Below are 21,557 nucleotides of genomic sequence, written 5' to 3' on the forward strand. Positions count from 1 at the left end.
CTTTCTGTAGATCGAGCAGGTGCCGAACCTGTACACGATATACAAATGCTTTTCACATCCTTTCCGGCCTGTGAAAGAGAGACGACGCTCGGTGTCACTGCCGATAGAGTTTCCGTCTACACACCACAGGGGGACCGCACATGTCGGTAGGACTGCTCGCCGTCGTCGACGACATCCTGAGCGCCGCGATGAAGGCCTCGGCGAAGGCCGCCGGCGTGGTGATCGACGACGCCGCCGTCACCCCCCAGTACGTGCAGGGCATCACGCCCGCCCGTGAACTGCCGGTCGTCGGCAAGATCGCGCTGGGTTCGCTCGCCAACAAGTTCCTCATCATCATCCCGGCAGCGCTGCTGCTCACGGCCTTCGCGCCCTGGGTGCTTCCGTACCTGCTGATCCTCGGCGGAACGTACCTGTGCTTCGAAGGCGCCGAGAAGGTGCTCGAGTGGTTCGGTGTGCAGCACGGCCACGCCGATGAGGGCGCCCGCGACGAGAAGAAGCTCGTGCTCGGCGCCGTGCGCACCGACCTCATCCTCTCCACCGAGATCATGCTCATCTCGCTCGCGAGCCTGGAGAAGGGCCTCGACGTCTGGACGACGCTGGCCATCCTCGCCGTGATCGCCCTGCTCATGACCGGTGTCGTCTACGGGGCCGTGGCACTGCTGGTGAAGATCGACGACATCGGCCTCAAGATGGCGAAGAACCCGGTGCAGCGCATCCGCCACACCGGCACGCGGATCGTGCGCTCGATGCCCGCCGTGTTCCGCTTCATCAGCATCCTGGGCACGGTCGCGATGCTCTGGGTCGGCGGCCACCTCGTGCTCGTGAACCTCGGCGAGGTCGGCTGGCACTTCCCCGTCGACGTGCTCCACGCCGTCGAGCATGCCCTCGAGCCGGCCGGGGCCGTCATCGTGTGGATCGTCGACACGATCATCTCGGCCATCGCGGGCCTCGCACTCGGGCTGCTGATCGTCGTCATCGTGCTCGGCATCGGACGGATGCTGGGCAAGAAGCCGAGCTTCCACGAGGGCGAGGAATCCCCCGCCGACGTGCACGTCTGACGCACGAGTATTGTCATCGGCATGTCGTCCGCATCCCCGACCACCCGGAGCGCGAGACGCGACGCCGATCGCTGGTTCCGCGAGCAGGGCCTTCCGACCTTCGTGCCGCTCCGGCGCTGGTTCACCGATCTCCCGCGGCGCGTCGCGCCGCTCATCGTGTGGGTCGCGATCGTCGTCTACCCGCTCGGGGGCGGCATCGAGCTCGTGGTGGACATCGCCGAGGACTCGACGGGCGGTGAGGCGACAGCGCTGGTCATGGTCGTGATCCTCGCCCTCGTGGTCGCGGTGGTCATCACGTGGGGCGGGTACTTCCTCGTGCGCCTGCTTCTGCGCCGTCTGCCGGTGGGCATCGGGACGATCGTCGCCCTGCTGCTGATCATCGCCTGCCTCGCCGGGATCATCATCGACGGCTACGAGAACAACTCCCGAGCGACCGTCGGACCGGTCTTCACGGCGCTGCTCATCCTGGTGGTCTGCGTCCTCGTGACCGGCATGGGCGGCGGTGCGCTGATCTCGTGGGCGTCGCGCCTCGCCGTGCGCAACGCCTCGGCGATCGGGCACATGGCGTCGATCGCCCTGCCCGTGATCCTGATGCTGGTCGTGTTCGCCTTCTTCTCCGCAGAGGTCTGGCAGATGGCATCCGCCCTGCACTGGGGATCGATCGCCCTCGTCGGGCTCGTCGTCGCGGTGCTGGCGGGCATCGTCGTCCTGCGGGTCAGCGCCTCCGAGATCGACGACGACGCCCAGGCGCCGACCGAGGTGCAGCGGCGTGCGATGCTCGTCGACACCCCGGCCGAGCATCGCACCGCGGGGCCGGCGGCGCACCACCGTCTGCGTGCACCGCAGCGGTTCAACATCCTGCTCGCGATGACCTTCGCCCAACTGGTGCAGGCGCTGTTCTTCGCACTGCTGCTCGCGGCCCTGCTGATCGTGATCGGCGGCATCGCGATCCCGGTCGGCGTGGCGGAGATCTGGCTCGGCCCGGGCAGCGAGTCCCAGCCGCTGGTCATCGAGCCGCTCGTCATCGCCGGCGTGGAACTGCCGATCACGGTCAACCTGCTGAAGGCCGCCATGCTGCTGTCGCTGATCGCGACCCTCCCGTTCGTCTTCTCCGCGGTGAGCGAGGCCCGCTATCGCGAGCGCTTCTTCGACCCGATCATGGCCGACATGCGCCGCGCGATCCTCGTGCGCGATGCGCTGAGCGCGAAGGCCGTCGGCTCCGGAGAAGCCTGACCCCCGGCATCCTGCTAGCGTCGGCGATGCGCACCCGAAGCGCAGCAGCAGAAGAGAGACCCCCGCCGATGACTGACGTGCAGATCAGGGATGCCGAGGCCGCCGACCTCGAGACGATCACCGCCATCCACAATCACGCCGTCGTGCACACGACCGCGATCTGGAACGAGGACGCGGTCGACGTCGACGATCGTGCCGCCTGGCTCGCCGACCGCACGGCCCGGGGGTACCCGGTCATCGTCGCCGACGACGGAACCGGCGTGCTCGGCTACGCGTCGTACGCGCAGTGGCGCCCGCACAGCGGGTACCGGCACACCGTCGAGCACTCCGTGTACGTGCGCGGCGACCAGCGCGGACGCGGCATCGGCAAGACCCTCATGGCCGAGCTCATCGTGCGGGCGCGTGCCGCCGGCATCCACGTCATGATCGGCGGGATCGAGAGCGGGAACGTCGCGTCGATCGTGCTCCACGAGAGGCTCGGCTTCGCCGAGGTGGGACGGATGCCGCAGGTCGGGGCCAAGTTCGGACGCTGGCTCGACCTCAGCATGCTCCAGCTCGTGCTCGACGACAGGCCCGCGCCCGACGCGGCGCTCTGACGACGATGGACCTGCTGCGCTGGCTCGCCGAGGCCTTCAACTCGCAATGGGTGCTGCCCGGCGGGCAGACGCTGCTGATCCGCGAGGTCGTCGGCAACGCGTTCGGCCTCGCGAGCGCGATCGGAGGCATGCGGCGCAAGATCTGGGCGTGGCCGGTGGGCATCATCGGGAACCTGCTGCTGCTCACCGTGTTCCTCGGGTCGATCCTCAGTCCCGACCACTCGCTGCCGCACCTGCTCGGCCAGGCCGGACGTCAGGTCATGTTCATCGCGGTCGCGATCTACGGCTGGGTGCGCTGGCGCAACGCCGAGGGCGGACGTGTGAGTCCGCGGTGGGCGCCGACGAGCGCGCGCATCGGCCTCGTCCTCGCGATGGTCGTCGGCACGGTCGCACTGACACCCCTGTTCCGTGCGCTCGGCTCGTGGGAGCCGGTGTGGGCCGATGCCTGGACCTTCGTCGGGTCGCTGCTCGCGACGTACGGCATGGCGAAGGGCTGGACCGAGTTCTGGCTGATCTGGATCGCGGTCGACGTCGTCGGGGTGCCGCTGCTCTTCAGCTCGGGTTATTACGCGACCGGGCTCATGTACGTGTTCTACGGCGGGTTCACGGCGGTCGGGTTCGTCGTGTGGTGGCGCGCCCAGCGCATCGCCGCCTTGCCACCGGTCGAGATCATCCCGCCCGACCCGAGTCCGCGGCGGGCGGTCGACGAGGGCTGACGCGCGGGGGCCCGAATGTGTCGGCCCGTGTCGGAGACCCTGGTCAGACCCCGCAGCATCCCGTTTCATGGGTTTCATGACTCGCCAGATCCGTTTCAACGCCTTCGACATGAACTGCGTCGCACATCAGTCGTCCGGGCTGTGGCGGCATCCGGACGACCGCTCGCGCCAGTACAACACCATCAGCTACTGGACCGACCTCGCGAAGCTGCTCGAGAGCGCGACCTTCGACGGCATCTTCATCGCGGACGTGCTCGGCACCTACGACGTCTACGGCGGCACGAACGAGGCCGCGATCCGCAACGGCGCCCAGGTGCCGGTGAACGACCCGATCCTGCTGGTGAGCGCGATGGCGGCGGTCACCGAGCACCTCGGCTTCGGCATCACGGCCGGGACCGCGTTCGAGCACCCGTACCCGTTCGCGAGGCGCCTGAGCACGCTCGACCACCTCACGCAGGGCCGCATCGGCTGGAACGTCGTGACCGGCTACCTGCCCAGCGCCGCACGGAACATGGGCCAGGAGGATCAGCTCGCCCACGACGACCGCTACGACCACGCCGACGAGTACGTCGAGGTGCTCTACAAGCTCTGGGAAGGATCGTGGGAGGACGACGCCGTCATCGAGGACCGCGAGCGCGGCATCTTCACGGACCACACGAAGGTGCACCCGATCGGGCATGAGGGAAAGCACTTCAGCGTTCCCGGCATCCACATCTCCGAGCCGTCTCCGCAGCGCACGCCGGTGATCTATCAGGCCGGCGCGAGCCCGCGCGGGGTGCGGTTCGCCGCCGAGAACGCGGAGGCGATCTTCGTCGCCGCCCCGTCGAAGGAGGTGCTCGCCGGAACCGTGAAGCGCATCCGCGACGCGCTCGAGGCGGCAGGACGCGACCGGTACGACGCGCGCATCTACACCCTGCTCACCGTCATCACCGCGGCGACGAGCGAGGAGGCGACGGCGAAGCACGCCGAGTACCTCAGCTACGCCAGCCCCGAGGGCGCCCTGACCTTCATGTCGGGGTGGATGGGCGTCGACCTCTCGCAGTACGAGGAGGACGAGCCCGTCGGCAACGTCGAGTCCAACGCCATCCAGTCGGTGCTGCAGCACCTCAAGGAGGAAGCGGATCTCGGCCGCGAGTGGACCGTCGGCGACTTCGGCCGGCACAACGCGATCGGCGGCCTCGGCCCCACGGTCGTCGGCTCGGGCGAGGAGATCGCCGACGAGCTGCAGTCCTGGGTCGACGAGACCGACATCGACGGCTTCAACCTCGCCTACGCGGTGACGCCCGGCACGTGGCAGGACATCATCGAGCACGTCATCCCGGTGCTGCGTGCCCGCGGCGCCTACCCGGAGGAGTACACGCCGGGCACGCTGCGGCACAAGCTGCAGGGTAAGGGCGACCGCGTGCAGGACACGCACCGGGCCGCGAAGTACCGGATCGGATCGCCGGCCCGGGTCTGAGGATCGCCGGTTCCGGTCGCAGTTCCTGCCGCGCGCCGGTGCTCCGGTCGCGATTCGTGCCGCCCCCGCGCGGGAGAAGCGGCAGAATGTGCGACCGGAGCGGCCGGGCTCAGGCAGCCAGCCGTTCGCGCTCGCGCCTTTCGGGGATCAGCAGCAGCACGCCGAGCAGAAGGCTCACGCCCAGTGCGACCATCTCGCCGATCGCCGACTCGAGAGTCATGTGCTCGAGGTGCAGCGCGTGGTACAGGAAGTGCAGCGTTCCGAACACCGTCCAGGCGATGCCGAGCACCCGGAACACGGCCTGATTCCGCCACAGCAGCCCGCCGATGCCGGCTGCGGCGAGCGCGAGGTACATCGCGCCGACGTCACGGATGAGGTGCTCGTTGAAGCGGCCGTCGACCGAGACCCACGAGCCCAGCACGCCGGGGAACGAGTCGTAGAAGCTCTGCGGTGCGGAGTACGCCCATCCGCCGACGAAGAGGCCCAGCACGGCGGAGAACGCGAGGGCGAAGATGTGGAGTCGTCTCATACCCTCTACGACGACGCAGGGCGGGTGAGTGTGAGGTCAGTCGTCCGAGCGGCTGAACACGCTCCGCAGCAGGAAGAACACGCCGACGGCGACGACCAGCACGATCGCGAGCTTGACGACGAACCAGAGCACCGAGAACAGCGCGCTGACGATCCACCACGCGAGCACGACGGCGACGATCACGCCGATGATGGTCCAGATGTTCTTCGTCATGAGGACAGCCTACGGATTTCCAGCCCCCGGCACCTCACACGTGCAGCAGGTCCTCCGCCGCAGCATCCGCCCATTCGGGGACGACGACCCGGATTTCCGCCGAGGCGTCACAGTTCCGGGGGCTGCGTCGTCAGTACTGATGGGCGCGACCGCGCCCGGAGAGAAGGAGAGACGACGTGTCCCACGTGAATATCGGCAAGATCTATTCGGCCCCGTACCAGGCGATGCTGGAGTTCGCCGCGAAGGCCGCAGAGGCAGGCGTGGATGCCGGGCTGTCGCCGCTGCTCGTCGAACTGGTCAAGGTGCGCGCCTCGCAGCTCAACGGCTGCGCGTTCTGTCTGCGGATGCACGCCGCCGATGCGGTCAAGAACGGCGAGACGGCCGACCGGCTCGCGGTGCTCGCCGGGTGGTGGGAGTCGCAGTACTTCTCCCCCGAGGAGCAGGCGGCCCTGCAGATCGCAGAGCGGGTGACGCTCATCGGCGATCACGGCCGGCTGCATGATCGTGGAGTCGATGTCGACGGCATCCTGACCGAGAAGCAGATCGCGGCCGTGACATGGCTGACCGTCGTGATCAACAGCTGGAACCGCATCGCGATCACCAGCCACTACCCCGTGGCACCCTGATCTCGGCCGGGCGGGGACCCGTCCTCTGCGATCAGCGCGCCCCCGGCGGCCCGCCAGTCGATGAGTCCCCCGCCCAGGTTCACCGCATCGAACCCGTGCTCGGTGAGCAGGTTCGCGGCACCGCTCGAGAGCAGGCCGCCGGTGCAGAAGGCGATCAGCAGACGATCCTCGGGAAGCTCCGCTGCGCGTCGTTCGAGTTCGCCGAGCGGAATGTGGACCGCCTGGGGGACGTGCTGGCGCCGCCATTCCTGTTCGCGCCTCACGTCGACGACGACCGCGCCGTCGGCGATGAGGTCGATCGCCTCGATGGCGGTCACCGTGCGCGGTCGCCGGAAGAAGTGCCGAACGGTCATCGGCGCGCTTCCTTCCGCACGTTGATCAGGGTGAACACACCGCCGAGCGCCGGGATGAGGGCCATCAGTCGCGTGCGCAGCATCAGCCCTCGACCGAGCAGCGCGATGACCGCGACGGCGAGGTAGAGCGCACCGTGCAGCGGGCCGAGAACCGACGCGACACCGTCGACATGCACGGTGGCGAGGTTGATCAGCAGCACGGCGATGCTGAGCAGCTCGAGCACGGACAGCACCTCGAGAGTGCGCAGCAGCGGCCTCATTCGGCACCCGGCCGGACGATCATGAGCACGACGACGACCGCCCACAGCAGGTTGAACACGCCCGTGAGCACCCGCAGGACCCGCGCACCCTGCGGGTCGAGGGTTTCGGCGAGGGCGTCGCGCTGCGCGGGAACGATCCGCAGGGCGAGCAGGCCGCCGGCCACGGCGGTGAGCACCATGGCGATCGTGATCCAGATCTCGCCGAGGCGGCCTTGCACCGCGGCGAGTCCGAGCCCGACGAGCGGGACGACCAGGGCGAGGATGCCGTAGGTGCGGGTGATGCGGTGCAGAACACGGGCGACGAGGAGGCCGCCGGATTCCGTCGTCGCACCTGCCGCAGCCTGCAGTGCGAACCTCGGGAAGAGGCTGGTCGTCACGGCCACGGGACCGATGAAGAGGATGCCGGCGAGCACGTGCACGGCCAGGAGGATGTCTTCCATACCTTTAGTCTAACTAAAGGTCAGTCCTGCGTGCCGAACACCTCCGCCACGTGCGCGCGCAGCGCCTCGGTCAGCCCCGGGTGCGCAGACGAGAAGCGGTCATCGACCTCGGCGAGCCGCGTCGCCGCCTGCGCCAGGAGCTGCTCCCCCGCGGGCGTCACCTGCAGGCGGGATGCCGCCCCCGCTCGAGCCGTGGCATCCTCCACGAGCCCCTCCTGCTTCAGGCCCGCGACCGCGACGTGCGCACTGGGCGCGGTGATGCGAGACCGCCGGGCGAGTTCACTGAACGAGATCCCCGGCATCCCTCGGATGTGACCGAGCAGCGCGTACGTACGGGACGTCAGCCCCAGCGGTTTCAGCGCCTCGGCGAACGCCTCCTGCCACACGCCGACGACGGTCAGCAGCGCGACCGTCGGACTGAACGGCGGAGTCTCGGGCATCTGATCAGGCTACTCGTCGGGCGCGTTCGGGCCGGAGACCGCACCCACGACGACGCGTTCGGAGAGCATCTGCAGGAGCCCGTGGAGGTCACCCGCGGCGGCGAGGAGAGCGACGCTCCGGCGGGTCAGGTCGGCGAGCCGGTCCGCGAGGATGCGCTGCGCATCGGCGGTCAGCGCCTGCCCGCGCAGCTGCTCGAGGATGCGGGCGATCGGCGGGATGCCGTAACCGCCGGCACGCAGCGCCGCCACGACGCGCGCCTCGGTGATCGCCCTGGCGCCGTAAGTGCGCGACGCGGATGCGACGGAGCGGAGCGGGTGGATGAGTCCCTCACGCTCCCAGTGGCGGAGGGCCGATGCGCGGACGTCGAGCGCCTGGGCGAGTTCGGCGATCGTCATCGCGTCCTCGTCCGCGAAGACGTCGGCCGACTCACCGACGGCGGCATCCAGGCCGCGGAGCGCCTCCTTCACGCGAGATCGCTCGCGGGCCAGAGCGGCGTGGAGCTCGTCGATCCGCTCCGCGGCGTCATCGACGGTGCTGTCGATCAGCGTCGGCATCAGGCGCCTCGCGGGTACGGGCCCGATGGCGGACGCGAGGCTCCGGTAGGCGCGCGCGGCGACGAGGTGCTGCTCGCCGTAGCGTCGGTACCCGTTCGCGGCGCGCTCGGCGGGCGGGATGATGCCCAGTCGTTCGAGATCGCGCACCTGCTGCGTCGAGTAGCCGACGAGACGGCCCAACCCGACCGTGGTCAGGAGGCTGACTTGAGGGTTATGCGTCATCATCACCCGTCTCTTCGCTGACAAGTCCACATAAGCACTTCAACTCGATCATTGAATCATGGACATGCAGCAGATCATCAAAGCCATCCGAGAGCTCGACGGCGCCCTCGTCGTCGCCCCCGAAATCGGCAGCGCGTTCCCGGAACTCTCGTGGGGCGATGCGTACTTCTATCACGCACCCGACGGACGGATGCCGGAGCGCACCCAGCCCTACGGAACGATCATCACGAAGGACTACCCCGACGACGCATCGTCGGAGCTCGATGCCCCGGATCGGTTCCGCGTGAACATCCACGTCGGTCAGGAGCGCGCCGACGCCCTCGTCACGACGGAAGCCGACGCGGTGCAGACGGACGTGTTCCGACGGCATCCGCTCTACGGTGCGGCGGGATGGGTCAGCATCATCAACCCGGGTGACGAGACGGCGGATGCCGTGCTCGCCCTGCTGCGCGACGCGCACGAGGCCGCGCGAGCCCGTGCCGCCCGCCGGGCGCGGTGAGCGCCTCATGACCGGTTCGCCGCAGTCGCTGAGCGAGACGGAGCGTCGCATCGTCGCCGCATGGGCAGCCGACTGCGCCGAGCACGTGCTGCCACTGTTCGAGGCGGAGGCTCCAGACGACGATCGCGCCCGCGACGCCATCGACCGCGCGCGGGCCTTCGCACGCGGTGAGCTGACCGCTGCCGGCGAGATCCGGCGCCGCTTCGTCGCAGGTCGATCGGCCGCGAGTGCGCACACCCCGGCGGGCAGGGCCGCGGCCCGCGCCGCCGCCCAAGCCGCCGGCGTCGCGCACATGGGCGCGCACGCGCTGGGGGCGGCCGCATACGCGGCGACGGCTGTCGGACTCGCGCGGCCGGATGCGCCCGACGCCCTCGGGACGGAGGTGCGCTGGCAGCTCGAGCGCCTCACGCCGGAGGCGGCGGCCGCGCTCCGCACGCTGCCGCTGCTCGGCGTGGACACCGCTGGTCCCCTCGGCCCGGGGCTCCTGACCTCCGGCACCCTCGCCACCGTCATCCGCCGGATACAGGCCCACCTGGTGCAGGATTGACGGCTCCGGTCGCAGAAGGGGCCGCCCGTCGACGCCGCGAGCGGCCGTCATCGCGACCGGAGCCATGCCCCCGCGGCGGTCGGCCGAGCCTGGCCGTCCGCGAAGTACGCCGCGAGTTCCGTGCGCACCGGCGGCACGTCACGGGGGCTCCCGCCCGCGCGAAGCGACTCCGTGGCGGCGATCGCGGCGGCGACGGCATCCCGCGCGGCGACCGGCGACGTCTCCGTCATCCCGCCCTGCCGCACGAATCGCAGGAACTCGTCGACGAGCAGCCGATCGGCCCCACCGTGCAGCGCTCCCGCGGGAGGCTCGGGCACGACGTGCACCTCGTCGGGCTCGGCGAATCCTCCGTGCCGCCGGTTCCACACGTGCACGCGCGCCCCGCTCTCGTCTCCGACGTTCTCGAGGCGTCCCTCGGTGCCGATGACCGTGTAGCTCCGCCAGTAGTCGGGCGTGAAATGGCATTGCTGGTACGACGCGAGCACGCCGCTCGCGAGCACCATGTTCATCTGCGAGATGTCCTCGACATCGATGATGGGGGCGAGCCCGGTCTGCGCGAGCGGCGGCCAGTTGTCGAGATCGAACCAGTCCGGCATCCGCTCCCCGGTGCGGTCGCGACGTTCGGTGACGGCGCCGTACACGCTGAGCGCGCCCATCGCGTGGACCCTGGTCGTGCGGGATCCGGCGAGCCAGTGGATCACGTCGAGGTCGTGCGCCCCCTTCTGCAGCAGCAGCCCGGTGGTGCGGCGCCGATCCGCGTGCCAGTCCTTGAAGTAGTAGTCGCCGCCGTTGCCGACGAAGTGCCGGCACCAGATCGCACGGACGTCGCCGATCGCGCCCTGCTGGATCAGCCGACGCATCAGCACGACCACGGGCATGTGCCGCATGTTGTGCCCGACGTACAGCCGGGCCCCGCCGCGATACGCCGCTTCCAGGAGCGCATCGGCGTCAGCCAGAGTCGTCGCGAGCGGCTTCTCGCAGAACACCGCGATCCCGGCATCCAGGAGCGGCTCGGCCGCCATCCGGTGACTGTCATCGGGTGTCAGGACGACCGCGGCATCCAGCCCGGAGGCGATGAAGGCGTCGCGGTCGCCCGTCACGACGGCGTCGGGCAGTGCCGTGGCGGCATCCGCACGCCCGCGTTCGCTGACGTCGAGCACGGCCGAGACGATCGCCCCTCTACCCGGACGATGGATGTCGCGCCAGAGGATCGAACGCAGGCCGAAGCCGACGATCCCGATCCGCAGATCGCGCGGCGACGGCTCGGTCACCGGTCGCCGTCCTCCTCGCCCGCCAGCTCGATCGCGATCACGGTGTCGACGGCGTCGGGCAGCGGGTAGGTGAACTGGGGGTTCTCGCCGAAGGAGACGAAGACGGTGTCGGGATACGGTTCGGTGAGCCAGAACGTCACGGGTTCGATCGTCTGCCCGGTCGTCAGCAGCCGCAGGGAGCGCACGGCCGCCTTGTCGACGCCGGTGAGCGCGAGCGGCCCGATGGGTCCCTCGAACACGTGCGCGTACAGGGTGTTCCCGCGTCGGGTGTAGTACCCCCATTCGGGCTTGGGGATGCCGGCGATCCCGGCGCCGTAGATGCTCTCGCCGTTGCGCTCCATCCAGTCGCCCACCTCGTGCAGCATCTGCACGGACTCCTCGGGGAACGAGCCGTCGGGTTGCGGGCCGACGTTCAGCAGCATGTTGCCGCCCTTGCTGACGATCTCGACGAGCTTCCGGACGATGGTCTGCGTCGGCTTGAACGCCGTGTCTCCGCGGAAGTATCCCCAGTTGTTGTTGTGGGTGAAGTTCGCCTCCCAGGGCACCGGCTCGCCCTTGACGTTGCGGATGCCCTCGGCCGGGATCAGCTGCTCCGGAGACACCCAGTCGCCGGCCCAGTCGCTCGGATCCTCTTCGACCAGCGAGCCGAAGCCGCCCCCGCTGGTCTCGAGCCGGTTGTTGATGAGGATCTCGGGCTGGTGACGACGGACCATCGCGAGCAGCTCGTCGGCCTTCCACGTCTCGCCGATCATGGACCCGTACGAGAAGTCGAACCAGAGGATGTCGAGCTTCCCGTATCCCGACACCAGCTCCTCCACCTGCGCATGCATGTAGTCGAGGTACCGGGGGAAGTCGGGGCGGTGATCTGCCCAGGCGGGGTCGCCGCGATGCGGATGGTGCTCGTCCTCGTACGCCGGGTAGTCGGGGTGATGCCAGTCGAGCAGCGAGTAGTAGAGCCCGACCTTGATGCCGCGCGCCCGGAAGGCATCGAGGAACTCGCGCACCAGGTCGCGGCCGAAGCCGTTGTTCATCGACGTGTAGTCGGTGAGCTTCGAGTCGAACAGGCAGAAGCCCTCGTGGTGCTTGGCGACCATCACGGCGTACTTCATGCCGGCCTTCGCCGCGTCATCCGCCCATCTCTCCGGGTCGAAGTTCTGCGGCCGGAAGCCGTCGATCGCGGGCTGGTAGTCCTCGATGGACACGCGCTCCATCGACCGCCACCATGCTTCGTCCTGAATGACCGTGTAGCCGCCGAAGTGGATGAACAAGCCGAAGCGGTCCTCGCGGAACCAGGCGGAGCGGGCGAAGCGGTCGGTCATGCGGTGCCCTTCGATCGCAGGAGAGGCCATCAGCTCTTCACCGCGCCCGCCATGATGCCCGACATGATGTAGCGCTGGGCGAGCAGGAACACGACGACCATCGGCAGCGCGGTCACCACGAGGTTCGCGGAGACCAGGGCGTAGTCGAACGAGTGCAGGCTCTGGAAGTTGAAGATGGTCATAGGCAGGGTCCAGACATCGGAGTTGGTGAGGAACAGCACGTTCTGGAACTCGTTCCAGGCGAACGTGACCACGAGAACCATCACCGTGAGGGTGACGGGACGCATGAGCGGGAAGATGATGCGGAAGAAGATGGTGAACGCTCCCGCGCCGTCGATCAGGGCGGCCTCATCGATCTCACGAGGGATCTGACGGATGAAGCCGACCAGCAGCAGGGTGGTGAACGGGATCTGCGAGGCGACGTCGACGAGGATGAGGCCCAGGTGCGTGTTCGACAGTCCGATCAGCTGGAGCAGGCGGATGGCCGGGATCACCGCGAACGGGGCGATGAGGCCGACGAGCAGATAGCCGTAGACGCCCTTGCTGAACCAGTCCGTCCGCCGGGCGATGACGTAGGCCGCGAGCGAGCAGACCGCGATCGTGCCGGCCGTCACTCCGCCCGCGACGATGATGCTGTTCACGAGAGCGCGGGCGATGGCGGGGTCGCCCAGCACGGTGGCGTAGTTCGAGAACATCCAGTTCTCGGGAAGGGCGAAGGTGAACGTCGCGGCCTCGTCCGAGGTCTTCACCGAGTTGAGCAGGATCAGCAGGAGCGGGGCGAGGTAGACGAACAGCACCGCTGCGGCGGCGAGGTAGGTCAGGACCCGGGGGATCGACGAGGTCTTCACAGGTCCTTCACCTTCGTGCTGCGGTTGATGATCGCATTGAGCGCCAGCGCGATCATCGTCACCAGGATGAACTGCGTGAAGCTCACCGCCGAGGCATAGCCGAGGTTCGAGGTGCTCAGCGCTTTGAGGTTGAAGATCGTCAGCACGCTCGTCGCCGTGCCGGGACCGCCGCCGGTCGTGGCGATGATGATGTCGAAGGCCTTCATCCCCGCCACGAAGGAGAGCAGCGCGGTCAGCGTGATCGCATGGGAGATGAACGGGATCTTCAGGTAGCGGGTCATCTGCCACGCCGAGACGCCGTCGAGGTTCGCCGCTTCGATCAGATCCTTCGGCACGGCCTGCAGGGCCGCGAGGACGATCACCATGGTCCAGCCGACACCCATCCACGTCTCGACGACGGCGACGGTGGAGAGCGCCAGATCGAAGCTCCCGAACCAGTCCTGCGCGAGGAAGCCGAGGCCGAGGCCGCGCAGGGCCTGGTTGACGGGTCCGTCGTTCGCGAGGAGGAAGTAGAACGTGGAGCCGACGACGATCGTCGACAGCATCATCGGCAGATACACGAGGGCGCGCAGGCCGTGGTTGCCGCGGAACGCCCGATCCAGCAGGAACGCGAGCGCCACCCCGATGACCGTCTTCAGCACCGTCACGATCACCGCGTAGACGAACTGCAGTCCGACCGACTGCAGGAACCCCGGAAGGTTGTCGACGAAGAGCAGTTCGAAGTTGCGCGCACCGATGAAGTCCTGCGTGCGCGACAGCGTGGACGCATCCGTGAACGCGAGCCACAGTCCGAGCAGCGCGGGGAAGAGGAAGAAGATCGTGAAGACCACGATCGCGGGCACGAGGAACGTCCTCGGATACACCCGCGCCGCCAGTGCGTTCTTCATCTTCTCCCTCTTCCCTCGAACCGCTCGGCTCAGAACCCGTCGAGACCGGCGGTCTTGCCGGCTGCCTGCCAGGCGGCGTCGTAGCGCGTGCCGAACTCGGCGACGTCGATGCGGCCGGCGAGGAGCTCCTGATAGGCGGCGATGATGTCGTCCTGCGGGGTCGGGAACCGCGCGGCCGTGTCGAACGCGGCGCCGGTCTTCTTCTCGTCGACCCACACCTGGATCTCGTCCATGACCGGGTCGGGCTCGGCGACCGTGACGTCGGTGAAGGCCGGAACGCCGGGATTGCTGGCGAGGAAGTTCTCGACCTGCGCCGGCTCGATCAGGAACTCGAGGAGCTCCTGCGCCGCCTCTTTCTGCGTGCTGTCCTTCGCGATGTGCATGATGTTCGGCTGGCTCAGGGCGATCTGGGTGGCACCCGACGGGTTCGGCAGCGCGAAGAAGCCGAAGTTCCCCTCCGGGTTCGCCCCGCGGATCTCGCCGATCACCCAGCTGCCGTTGATGATCGCGCCGGCCGTGCCTTCGGCGACCGCGGCGGTGGCCTGCTCATAGCTCGCGGTGAGGACATCGGCGTTGGTGAGGCCGTCCTTCGCCCATCCCGCCAGAGCGTCGTACTGCTCGTCGAACCCGGACAGCTCCGACCAGGTCCCCTCGTTGCTCGCCATCTCCTTCGGGAGGTCGGCGTTGTCGCCGATGAAGTCGGCGTTGACCGCGTTGCGGTGCTGCAGCAGCGTCCAGCCGTCCTTGCCCGACAGGAACAGCGGTGTCACGCCCGTTCCCTTCACCGCGGCGAAGGCGGCCGTGAGCTCGTCGAGAGTCTCGGGCTGGTCGGTGATTCCGGCTGCTTCGAAGACATCCTTGTTGTAGAAGATGCCGAAAGTGCTCAGTCCGTCAGCGGCAGGGATGCCGTAGAGCTTGCCGTCGGCGGCCATCATCGAATCGAACACCGAGGCCGGCATCCGATCCTGGAAGGCGGGCTTCGTGATCTCGGTCATGAACGACCCGGGGTCCTTCTCCTCATTGAGGCCGGCGAAGACGTCGACGCCGCCGCCCGAGGCGATCTTGGCGCGGATGTTCTGGTCGTACTGCTCGTCGGGAACGCCCTGCACCTCGACCTCGACACCGGTCTTCTCGGTGTAGGCGTCGATGTTCTCCTGAAGGCCCTCGTAGTTGGCCCAGCTGCTGGGCACGATGTACACGAGGGGCTTGCCGCTGCCCTCGCTCGAGGTGCTGCCGGAGCCGGAGCAGCCGGCGAGGGCGATGGCCAGTGTCGAGGCCGCTGCCGTGAACGCGATGATGCGCGCAGTCTTCGTTGACATTGTTCTTCCTTGGTGCGGTGAGGGGCCCCGGTGCGGGTGCGCCGGGGAGGTCGGCAGGTCAGACCAGAACGGTTCGCCGGCCGCTGATCGCGGAGGACAATCGGGTGCGATCGAGAAGGTGGGGCGCCATTCCTGGGCCGATGAGGTCTTCCGCTGCGCCGTCGAGCGCGGTGAGCGCCGCGCCGATGACGGTGCCGAACTGACCGAACTCGCTCACGACGACCGGGGCCACGATCGGCAGGTCGCGAGCGAGGTGGGCGACGACGCGCTCGACGAGGGCATCATGCACGGCGAGAGGGCCGTGCAGGACGATGAGCTCCGGGTCGATCACGAGCTGCAGCATCGCGATCTGCTCGGCGGCGAGCGCCGCGAACCGGTCGAGTGAGGCGTCGGCCGCCGGGTCGCCGTCGGCCGCGGCGACGACGAGCGCGCTGACGTCGGGATCGGACGGCCATTCCGCGTCGTCGAGGTGGTTCTGCGCGGCGCTGAAGCGCTGCTGGATGTTGCCGGACCGGCCGTTGGTGCCGCCGTAGACCCGTCCTTCGAGGACGATGCCGGCGCTCACACGATGCCACAGGACCGGCACCACGAAGGTGTCGACGTCTTTCGCCGCTCCCATCCGCCGCTCCGTCGACATGGCCGCGGCGAGGTCGTGCAACGTGTCGGTCGGCACGTCGAACGCCGCTCTGATGATCGGGGGCACTGCGTGGCCGCGCCATTCCACGAAAGCGGCGGCTTCGATGAAGACGCCGGACGGATCCATCGAGCCCGGTACGGCGACGCCGACGCGCACGAGCTTCTTGCCCAGCCCGGCCGCAGTGTCCTTCACCCATTCGACGGCGCTGTCGAGGCGCTCCTGCGCGCTCTTGATCGTGACCGGCCGTTCGCCGTGCCACAGCTCGCGGCCGACAAGGTCGGTGACGAGGAGACGCTCGACATGCTTGGCGAGTTCGAGTCCGGCGACGATGGCGGCATCGGCGACGAAGGAGAACCGGGAGGCCGGGCGCCCGGCGCCGGTCGGAGCGGCCGCCGCGACTTCGATGAGGAGTCCGGCGTCGTACAGGTCCTGCAGCCGGGCCCGCACGGTCGGGCGGGACAGCGCGGTGGCCTCCGCGACCTCGGCGATCGTCATGGATCCCGCCGAGCGGATGACCTCGGCGCAGCGCGCGCTGTTGGCGCGACGCAGCTCGAGCATCTGGTCCGAAGTGGCGGTGGCAATGCGATCCATGTCGACCTCCTCGTCGTCGATCAATTCCGGTACCCCATTTATAAATAGGGTTTACAGAGATGTCAAGAAGTTTTCCATAACACGTCGAGTTCGATGATCACCGGATCGTCGACGTCGACGCCCGGCGCCTCGATCCCGACCTCGACCAGGACGCGTCCGAGGAGCACCAACTCGCCTCTCGCCCACGGTGGCGTCTCGTGCGCCGCGAGTTCGCGCGCCAGCCGCACGCGATAGCGCCGGTCGGGCTGCAGGCCCGGAAGGCGCATGCGACCCGGCGGCCATCCCATCGGACGCTCGCGCAGCAGGTACAGGTACAGTGCGCCCGTGTCGCCGACGACCCCGTCGAGGGATGCCGCTCCGTCGGCGAGATCCGCGTGCACGACTCTCCCGCTGTGCAGCAGCGCGCGATGCGTCCGATGGAACGCGATCCATCGGCGCAGTTCTGCCTGCTCCTCGACACCGAGCGTGGCCAGGTCCGCCTCGACGCCCAGCTGCCACATGCTCGCGACCGCCCCCCGGAAACCCAGAGGCGCGACACGACCCGTCGAGTATGCGCGCGGCTCGCCGACGTGCGTGCCGACGAGCTCCGGAGGAAGCAGGAGGGACGTCCACCGGTTGATGTCGGCGCGCTCGTGGGGATCACTGCAGTCCGACGCCCAGACCCGGTCGGCGCGCTCCAGGATGCCGAGATCGATGCGGGCGCCGCCGCTCGAGCATGCCTCGATCTCGAGACCGGGGAACCGCGTGCGCAGCGCATCCATCAGCCGGTAGAGCGCGAGCGTCTGCGCCCGGTGACCGGCGCGGCCGGTGGGGCCGTGGCCGGCGTCGAGCAGCGAGCGGTTGTGATCCCACTTGAGGAAGTCGACGCCGAGGCGCTCGATCAGCGTGCTCATCTGGGCGAGCACGTGCGCGAAGGCACCGTCGTGCCCGAAGTCCAGGACGTGCTGATGCCGTGCGGGGATGCCGATGCCGTGGCCGGCGTCGAAGATCCATTCCGGATGGGCCCGGGCCAGGTCCGAATCGAGGTTCACCATCTCGGGCTCGAACCACAGGCCGAACTCCATGCCGAGCTCGTGCACGCGCGCGGCGAGCGCATCCAGCCCCCGCGGCCACACCTCGGGCGAGACGACCCAGTCGCCGAGTCCCGCGCGATCGTGCCGCCGCGCACCGAACCAGCCGTCGTCGAGCACGAAGCGCTCCAGCCCGAAGTCGGCCGCGCGTTCCGCGGCGGCGAGAAGCTCCGCCTCGTCGTGGTCGAAGTACACCGCCTCCCAGGTGTTGAGCAGCATCGGCCGCGGCAGCGAGGGATGCGTCTCCCGCGCGCGGAGATGGTCGTGGAAGCGGGCGGCGAGCGCATCGAGGCCCATCCCCCACGAGCCGTACAGCCACGGTGAGACGACCTCCTCGCCCGGCCGCAGCACCAGCTCGTCGGGGTAGAGGAACTCGCCGCCGCTCAGCATCCGCGTGCCGCCGGGAGTGCGCTCGGCGACGACCCGCTGGTTGCCGCTCCAGCCCAGGTGGATGCCCCACACCTCGCCGCGACGGAAGTCGAACCCGCGCTCTCCGGCCACGGTCAGGGTCGGTGCTTCGAAGCCGGGCTTCCCTCCGCGCGCTTCGCGCACCCAGCATCCGATGTCGAACGGCCGGCGTTGCGGCATCCGCTCGCGTGTCCACCGACCCGCCAGATCGAACAGCTCGTCGGCATGCGCGGGCACCGGGAACGCGAGGGACAGACGATCGACCCGATAGGCGCCCCCGAGGTTGCGCAGCGTCGATCTCGCCCGGAGAAGCCCGCCGTCGTCGAGCTCGATCTCCATCTCGATCTCGAGCGCGCTCTCCGGATCCTCCGCCAGCACGACGAGACGGTCGGCGGCCGCGGTGTCTTCCCGCCGCCCGTGCGCGTGCCGGAAGAGCGGCGCCCAGGCGGAGCCGTCGCGGCTGCCCGCGAGACCCGGCTCACCCAGCCATGCTTCGGCGAGCTGCGGCAGCATCGGCACCGGCTGGGGCGCGTAGATCACGGTGTCGCCGAGCGGGGGCAGCGCCGCGCGCTCCATCGCGGCGAGCGCGTCGTCGTCGAGTGCGCCGAGATCGGCGCCCCAGTGCAGGATGCGCGGCAGGCGGTCCTCGCTCAGTGTGACGACGAGGCTCACTCCCCCGCGACGGAGGTGATGGATGACTTCCTGACGGCTCATGACCGACCCTTCTGTGGCACGCGCGGGGATGGCACGCGCATGGAATGGCACGCGGCAGCGGCCCGGGTGCGCACCCGGGCCGCTGCCTTCCGTCGTGCTAACGGACTCGGACTTCGGCGAGCTGCAGGATCTTCCCGGAGCCCGGCACCGTGATCTTCACGTACCTGCCGGTCACGCCTCCTGTGCTGACGGTCTCCGACGGCGTCGGATAGCCGACGCGCGTGCTCGACCACACGACCGCGCTGTTCGCGTCGAGCACCTCGACCTTGTAGCCGGACAGGCGCTCGGCGTTCTCGACCCTGTTCCAGACCTCGATCTGGTTGATCGTCACCGCCGACCCCAGGTCGACCCGCCACCACGGGTTGGATTCCGTGCCGGTGTGCGACACCGAGCCGTTCGCCCAGACGCCGTCGGTGTTTCCGTCGACCGCTCGCGACGCGGGGCCCGTGCCGTCACCGCCGGTATAGGTCGAGCTCTGCGTGGCCGTCTTGCCCTGGGCGAGGTTGACCTGCGCAGGACGGACGAGCACCTCGGCGAGGCTGACGATCTTGCCCGACCCCGGAACCGTGATCTTGACGTAGCGCCCGGTCACGTTGCCCGTGCTGACCGTCTCGGTCGGCGTGGGATACCCGGTGCGGGTGCTCGACCAGACGACGGTGTTCGCGGCGTTGAGCACCTCGATCCTGTAGCCGCTCAGGCGCTCGTTGCAGCAGTCGGTACGGTTCCAGACCTCGATCTGGCCGATGGCCTGATCGGAGCCGAGGTCCACCTGCCACCACGGGTCGGTCGTGCCGTTCCCGTCCGTGTGCGACACCGATCCGTTGGCGAAGACGCCGTCGGTGATGCCGTCCACGGCGCGACCGGCCGTCTGCCCGCCCGACCACTGCGAGCTCTGGGTCGCCGTCTTGCCCGCGGCGAGGTTGGCGGCCGCCGGCACGCCGGGTCCATCCGTCTGCACGCTGAACTTCACCAGGCCGTTGTGCACGATCGACACCGTGAGCGTCTTCGTCGCCGCGTTCCAGGACTGCGTCTGCGTGTACGGACGGGTGGCGGTCGTGTTCGCCGCGAAGGTCACGAGCGGCTGCCCGCCCTGCCAGGTGCCGTTCACCGTGAACCGCGTCGTGCGGATGTCGCGGGCCGAGCGGTCGTCGAGCGGGAGGTTCGACGCCGTCTGCACCACACCGTTCGCGTCCTTCACCGGGTTGCCGGAACCATCGAGCTTCACGCTCGTGTAGTCCTTGATGTACCGGTAGGTCTGCCACTTGTCGAAGTCGGTGCCCGGTGCGACGCCGTAGATGTTCGACGTGCGCACGTTGTCCTTGTTGACGCGGTAGTTGTTCAGGATCACGTCGACCTTGTTCGCCGACTCCGTCATCACCGCAAAGGTGTGGTTGGGCGCCTCGATGCCGAATCCCGTCGCCGCGGACTGCCGGGGATCGAAGCTCGAACCGGCGACGCCCTCACGGTTCTCGGCGTGGTTCATCCAGTACCAGGTGTTGGTGTTCCGCAGCAGATACGTGTTGCTGGCGATCGCCTCCTGCGGGTACAGCGCGTCGAACCACGACTGGCTCTGCCCGGAGGTCGCGATGTTCTCGAACATCGACAGGTCGGCGTTCGGGATCGTGCTCGGCACCATCGGGATGATCCCGTAGCGGCCGGTGCGCGGGAAGATGTTCGAGGCCGAGGTGTCCCAGATCGTGGACTCGTCGTACACGCTGCCCTTGTAGACCATCTTGTTCTGGTCGAGCACCTCCTGCCTGGTGGGGATCTTGATCGCCCCCGACTTCAGGTCGCGCAGGAACGGGATGATCGCGAACTCGTAGCCGGCGAGGCGCTCGCCGTCGGTGACGTTGGTGAACCACTGCGCCTCGGTCTTGAAGGCCGTGCCACCCTGAGAGACGACCTTCAGCATCGACTGCACGGTCATCGCCTCGGGGTACTGCAGGATGTCCTTCCAGGTCTGACTTCCCGAGCCCCAGAGCCGGCCGTTGCCGTTGAGCCCCCAGTGCCACCAGTCCGACGACGAGCCCCAGTTGCCGATCGAGTTCGACAGCCACATACCCAGGTTGAGAGCATCGGTGTCGGTGTCGCCGTAGGACTCCTTGTTCATGAAGATGACGTTCTGCGGGTTGGCCCGGATCTTCGACAGCAGCGTCGCGTTGTCCTGCAGCCACTGGATCATGGTGCCGCCGGAGCCGAAGATGTTCGTGTCGGTCCAGACGAAGTGGAGTCCCTTGTCGACCGAGAGCTGCACGAGATCGGCGAGGTGGTCGGAGTGGTTGCTGCCCGTGAAGGCGGCGGAGTTGTAGAGCTCTGCGCCGTTCACTCCCTGCATCATCGAGTAGGTCTCGGCCATCGTCCGGAAGTACGACACGGGGATGCGCTGCGACGCGGGAGTCTCACCGTTGAGCGCCTGGACGAAGAAGGGGATGCCGGCCGCCTGGGCCGCCGCGGCCTGAGAGGCGAGCCAGTCCGTGGTCGCAGGAACGTTCTTCAGAGACTGGCCCGCGATGAACATCACGACCGTGTTCTCTTTGAGGTCGGCAGGGATCCTGCCCCACAGGTCGGTGACCGTGTCGGTCTGGTCCGGCCCTTCTCCACCTTGATAGAAGTTGGTGATGAACACGGGCTTGGTCCGCGAGACCTCCCTTCGCAGCGCGTCGGCGGCAGCGGCGGGTGCGGTCGCCGCGACCACCCCCAGCGGAGCGAGAAGAAGGGCGGCGATCGCGACCGCCACCCCCCGCCGG

General features: G+C 68.6%; 23 protein-coding genes. 8 read left to right on the plus strand and 15 right to left on the minus strand.

Going from position 1 to position 21,557, the window contains the following annotated elements; genetic code table 11:
• The first annotated feature begins 140 nt into the window (after positions 1-140).
• The 5 genes from LC452_RS05580 (at position 141) to LC452_RS05600 (ending at position 5,062) form a co-directional block, all read left to right on the plus strand.
• Positions 141-1,058, plus strand: a complete 918-nt coding sequence (locus LC452_RS05580) for a DUF808 domain-containing protein (protein ID WP_223623038.1) — start codon at positions 141-143, stop codon at positions 1,056-1,058.
• Positions 1,059-1,079: 21 nt separating this feature from the next.
• Positions 1,080-2,291: a hypothetical protein gene (locus LC452_RS05585; RefSeq protein ID WP_223623040.1), complete on the plus strand. Its 1,212-nt coding sequence runs from the start codon at positions 1,080-1,082 to the stop codon at positions 2,289-2,291.
• A 68-nt stretch (positions 2,292-2,359) separates the two neighbouring features.
• A complete protein-coding gene (locus LC452_RS05590) occupies positions 2,360-2,887 on the plus strand; it encodes a GNAT family N-acetyltransferase (RefSeq protein WP_223623042.1) in 528 nt (175 codons plus the stop codon).
• 5 nt (positions 2,888-2,892) lie between these two features.
• Positions 2,893-3,603: a nicotinamide riboside transporter PnuC gene (gene pnuC, locus LC452_RS05595; RefSeq protein ID WP_223623044.1), complete on the plus strand. Its 711-nt coding sequence runs from the start codon at positions 2,893-2,895 to the stop codon at positions 3,601-3,603.
• A 76-nt stretch (positions 3,604-3,679) separates the two neighbouring features.
• Positions 3,680-5,062: an LLM class flavin-dependent oxidoreductase gene (locus tag LC452_RS05600; protein ID WP_223623046.1), complete on the plus strand. Its 1,383-nt coding sequence runs from the start codon at positions 3,680-3,682 to the stop codon at positions 5,060-5,062.
• Between the two features lie 109 nt (positions 5,063-5,171).
• On the opposite strand, the gene LC452_RS05605 is transcribed toward LC452_RS05600, so the two are convergent.
• Together LC452_RS05605 and LC452_RS05610 are read right to left on the minus strand one after the other, a co-directional pair.
• The gene (locus tag LC452_RS05605; RefSeq protein WP_223623048.1) at positions 5,172-5,591 is read right to left on the minus strand and encodes a hypothetical protein; all 420 of its coding nucleotides are present in this window, start codon (positions 5,589-5,591) and stop codon (positions 5,172-5,174) included.
• 36 nt (positions 5,592-5,627) lie between these two features.
• A complete protein-coding gene (locus LC452_RS05610; RefSeq protein ID WP_223623050.1) occupies positions 5,628-5,804 on the minus strand; it encodes a hypothetical protein in 177 nt (58 codons plus the stop codon).
• 176 nt (positions 5,805-5,980) lie between these two features.
• Here LC452_RS05610 and LC452_RS05615 point away from each other — a divergent pair, with 176 nt between their 5' ends.
• Positions 5,981-6,430 carry a carboxymuconolactone decarboxylase family protein gene (locus tag LC452_RS05615; protein WP_223623052.1) on the plus strand — a complete coding sequence of 150 codons (450 nt, stop codon included), beginning with the start codon at positions 5,981-5,983 and terminating at the stop codon, positions 6,428-6,430.
• On the opposite strand, the gene LC452_RS05620 is transcribed toward LC452_RS05615, so the two are convergent.
• From LC452_RS05620 to LC452_RS05640, 5 genes are read right to left on the minus strand one after another with little or no spacing between them, the layout of a single operon-like run.
• Positions 6,412-6,783 carry a rhodanese-like domain-containing protein gene (locus LC452_RS05620; protein WP_223623054.1) on the minus strand — a complete coding sequence of 124 codons (372 nt, stop codon included), beginning with the start codon at positions 6,781-6,783 and terminating at the stop codon, positions 6,412-6,414. The genes LC452_RS05615 and LC452_RS05620 overlap by 19 nt on opposite strands.
• Complete coding sequence (locus tag LC452_RS05625; RefSeq protein ID WP_223623056.1) at positions 6,780-7,043, minus strand: hypothetical protein; 264 nt, start codon at positions 7,041-7,043, stop codon at positions 6,780-6,782. Before LC452_RS05625 ends, LC452_RS05620 begins: the two co-directional genes overlap by 4 nt.
• Positions 7,040-7,483, minus strand: a complete 444-nt coding sequence (locus LC452_RS05630; RefSeq protein WP_223623058.1) for a hypothetical protein — start codon at positions 7,481-7,483, stop codon at positions 7,040-7,042. The genes LC452_RS05625 and LC452_RS05630 overlap by 4 nt, the downstream gene beginning before the upstream one ends.
• Positions 7,484-7,503: 20 nt before the next feature.
• Positions 7,504-7,923 (minus strand): MarR family winged helix-turn-helix transcriptional regulator, encoded by a 420-nt coding sequence (locus LC452_RS05635; RefSeq protein WP_223623060.1) that lies wholly within the window; start codon positions 7,921-7,923, stop codon positions 7,504-7,506.
• A 9-nt stretch (positions 7,924-7,932) separates the two neighbouring features.
• Entirely contained in the window at positions 7,933-8,703 is a 771-nt protein-coding gene (locus tag LC452_RS05640; protein WP_223623062.1) for a MerR family transcriptional regulator, read from the minus strand.
• A gap of 55 nt (positions 8,704-8,758) precedes the next feature.
• Here LC452_RS05640 and LC452_RS05645 point away from each other — a divergent pair, with 55 nt between their 5' ends.
• Positions 8,759-9,199, plus strand: coding sequence for a DUF6194 family protein (locus LC452_RS05645; RefSeq protein ID WP_223623065.1), 441 nt, complete (start codon positions 8,759-8,761; stop codon positions 9,197-9,199).
• A gap of 7 nt (positions 9,200-9,206) precedes the next feature.
• Positions 9,207-9,746, plus strand: a complete 540-nt coding sequence (locus LC452_RS05650) for a putative immunity protein (protein WP_223623067.1) — start codon at positions 9,207-9,209, stop codon at positions 9,744-9,746.
• Positions 9,747-9,793: 47 nt separating this feature from the next.
• Here LC452_RS05650 and LC452_RS05655 read toward each other — a convergent pair whose 3' ends face one another.
• From LC452_RS05655 to LC452_RS05690, 8 genes are all read right to left on the minus strand, one after another.
• Positions 9,794-11,017 (minus strand): Gfo/Idh/MocA family protein, encoded by a 1,224-nt coding sequence (locus tag LC452_RS05655; protein ID WP_223623068.1) that lies wholly within the window; start codon positions 11,015-11,017, stop codon positions 9,794-9,796.
• Complete coding sequence (locus tag LC452_RS05660) at positions 11,014-12,336, minus strand: alpha-L-fucosidase (RefSeq protein WP_223623070.1); 1,323 nt, start codon at positions 12,334-12,336, stop codon at positions 11,014-11,016. The genes LC452_RS05655 and LC452_RS05660 overlap by 4 nt, the downstream gene beginning before the upstream one ends.
• A gap of 29 nt (positions 12,337-12,365) precedes the next feature.
• Positions 12,366-13,184, minus strand: a complete 819-nt coding sequence (locus LC452_RS05665; protein ID WP_223623072.1) for a carbohydrate ABC transporter permease — start codon at positions 13,182-13,184, stop codon at positions 12,366-12,368.
• On the minus strand, positions 13,181-14,071 hold the full coding sequence (locus LC452_RS05670) for a carbohydrate ABC transporter permease (protein WP_223623074.1): 891 nt from the start codon (positions 14,069-14,071) through the stop codon (positions 13,181-13,183). Before LC452_RS05670 ends, LC452_RS05665 begins: the two co-directional genes overlap by 4 nt.
• Positions 14,072-14,100: 29 nt before the next feature.
• Positions 14,101-15,390 (minus strand): ABC transporter substrate-binding protein, encoded by a 1,290-nt coding sequence (locus LC452_RS05675; RefSeq protein ID WP_223623076.1) that lies wholly within the window; start codon positions 15,388-15,390, stop codon positions 14,101-14,103.
• 58 nt (positions 15,391-15,448) lie between these two features.
• Positions 15,449-16,618, minus strand: a complete 1,170-nt coding sequence (locus tag LC452_RS05680) for an ROK family transcriptional regulator (protein ID WP_223623079.1) — start codon at positions 16,616-16,618, stop codon at positions 15,449-15,451.
• Between the two features lie 62 nt (positions 16,619-16,680).
• The gene (locus LC452_RS05685; RefSeq protein ID WP_223623082.1) at positions 16,681-18,810 is read right to left on the minus strand and encodes an alpha-galactosidase; all 2,130 of its coding nucleotides are present in this window, start codon (positions 18,808-18,810) and stop codon (positions 16,681-16,683) included.
• A 97-nt stretch (positions 18,811-18,907) separates the two neighbouring features.
• On the minus strand, positions 18,908-21,547 hold the full coding sequence (locus tag LC452_RS05690) for a discoidin domain-containing protein (RefSeq protein ID WP_223623084.1): 2,640 nt from the start codon (positions 21,545-21,547) through the stop codon (positions 18,908-18,910).
• Positions 21,548-21,557 lie beyond the last annotated feature (10 nt).

The sequence above is a fragment of the Microbacterium sp. EST19A genome (assembly GCF_019969685.1).
Taxonomy (GTDB): domain Bacteria; phylum Actinomycetota; class Actinomycetes; order Actinomycetales; family Microbacteriaceae; genus Microbacterium.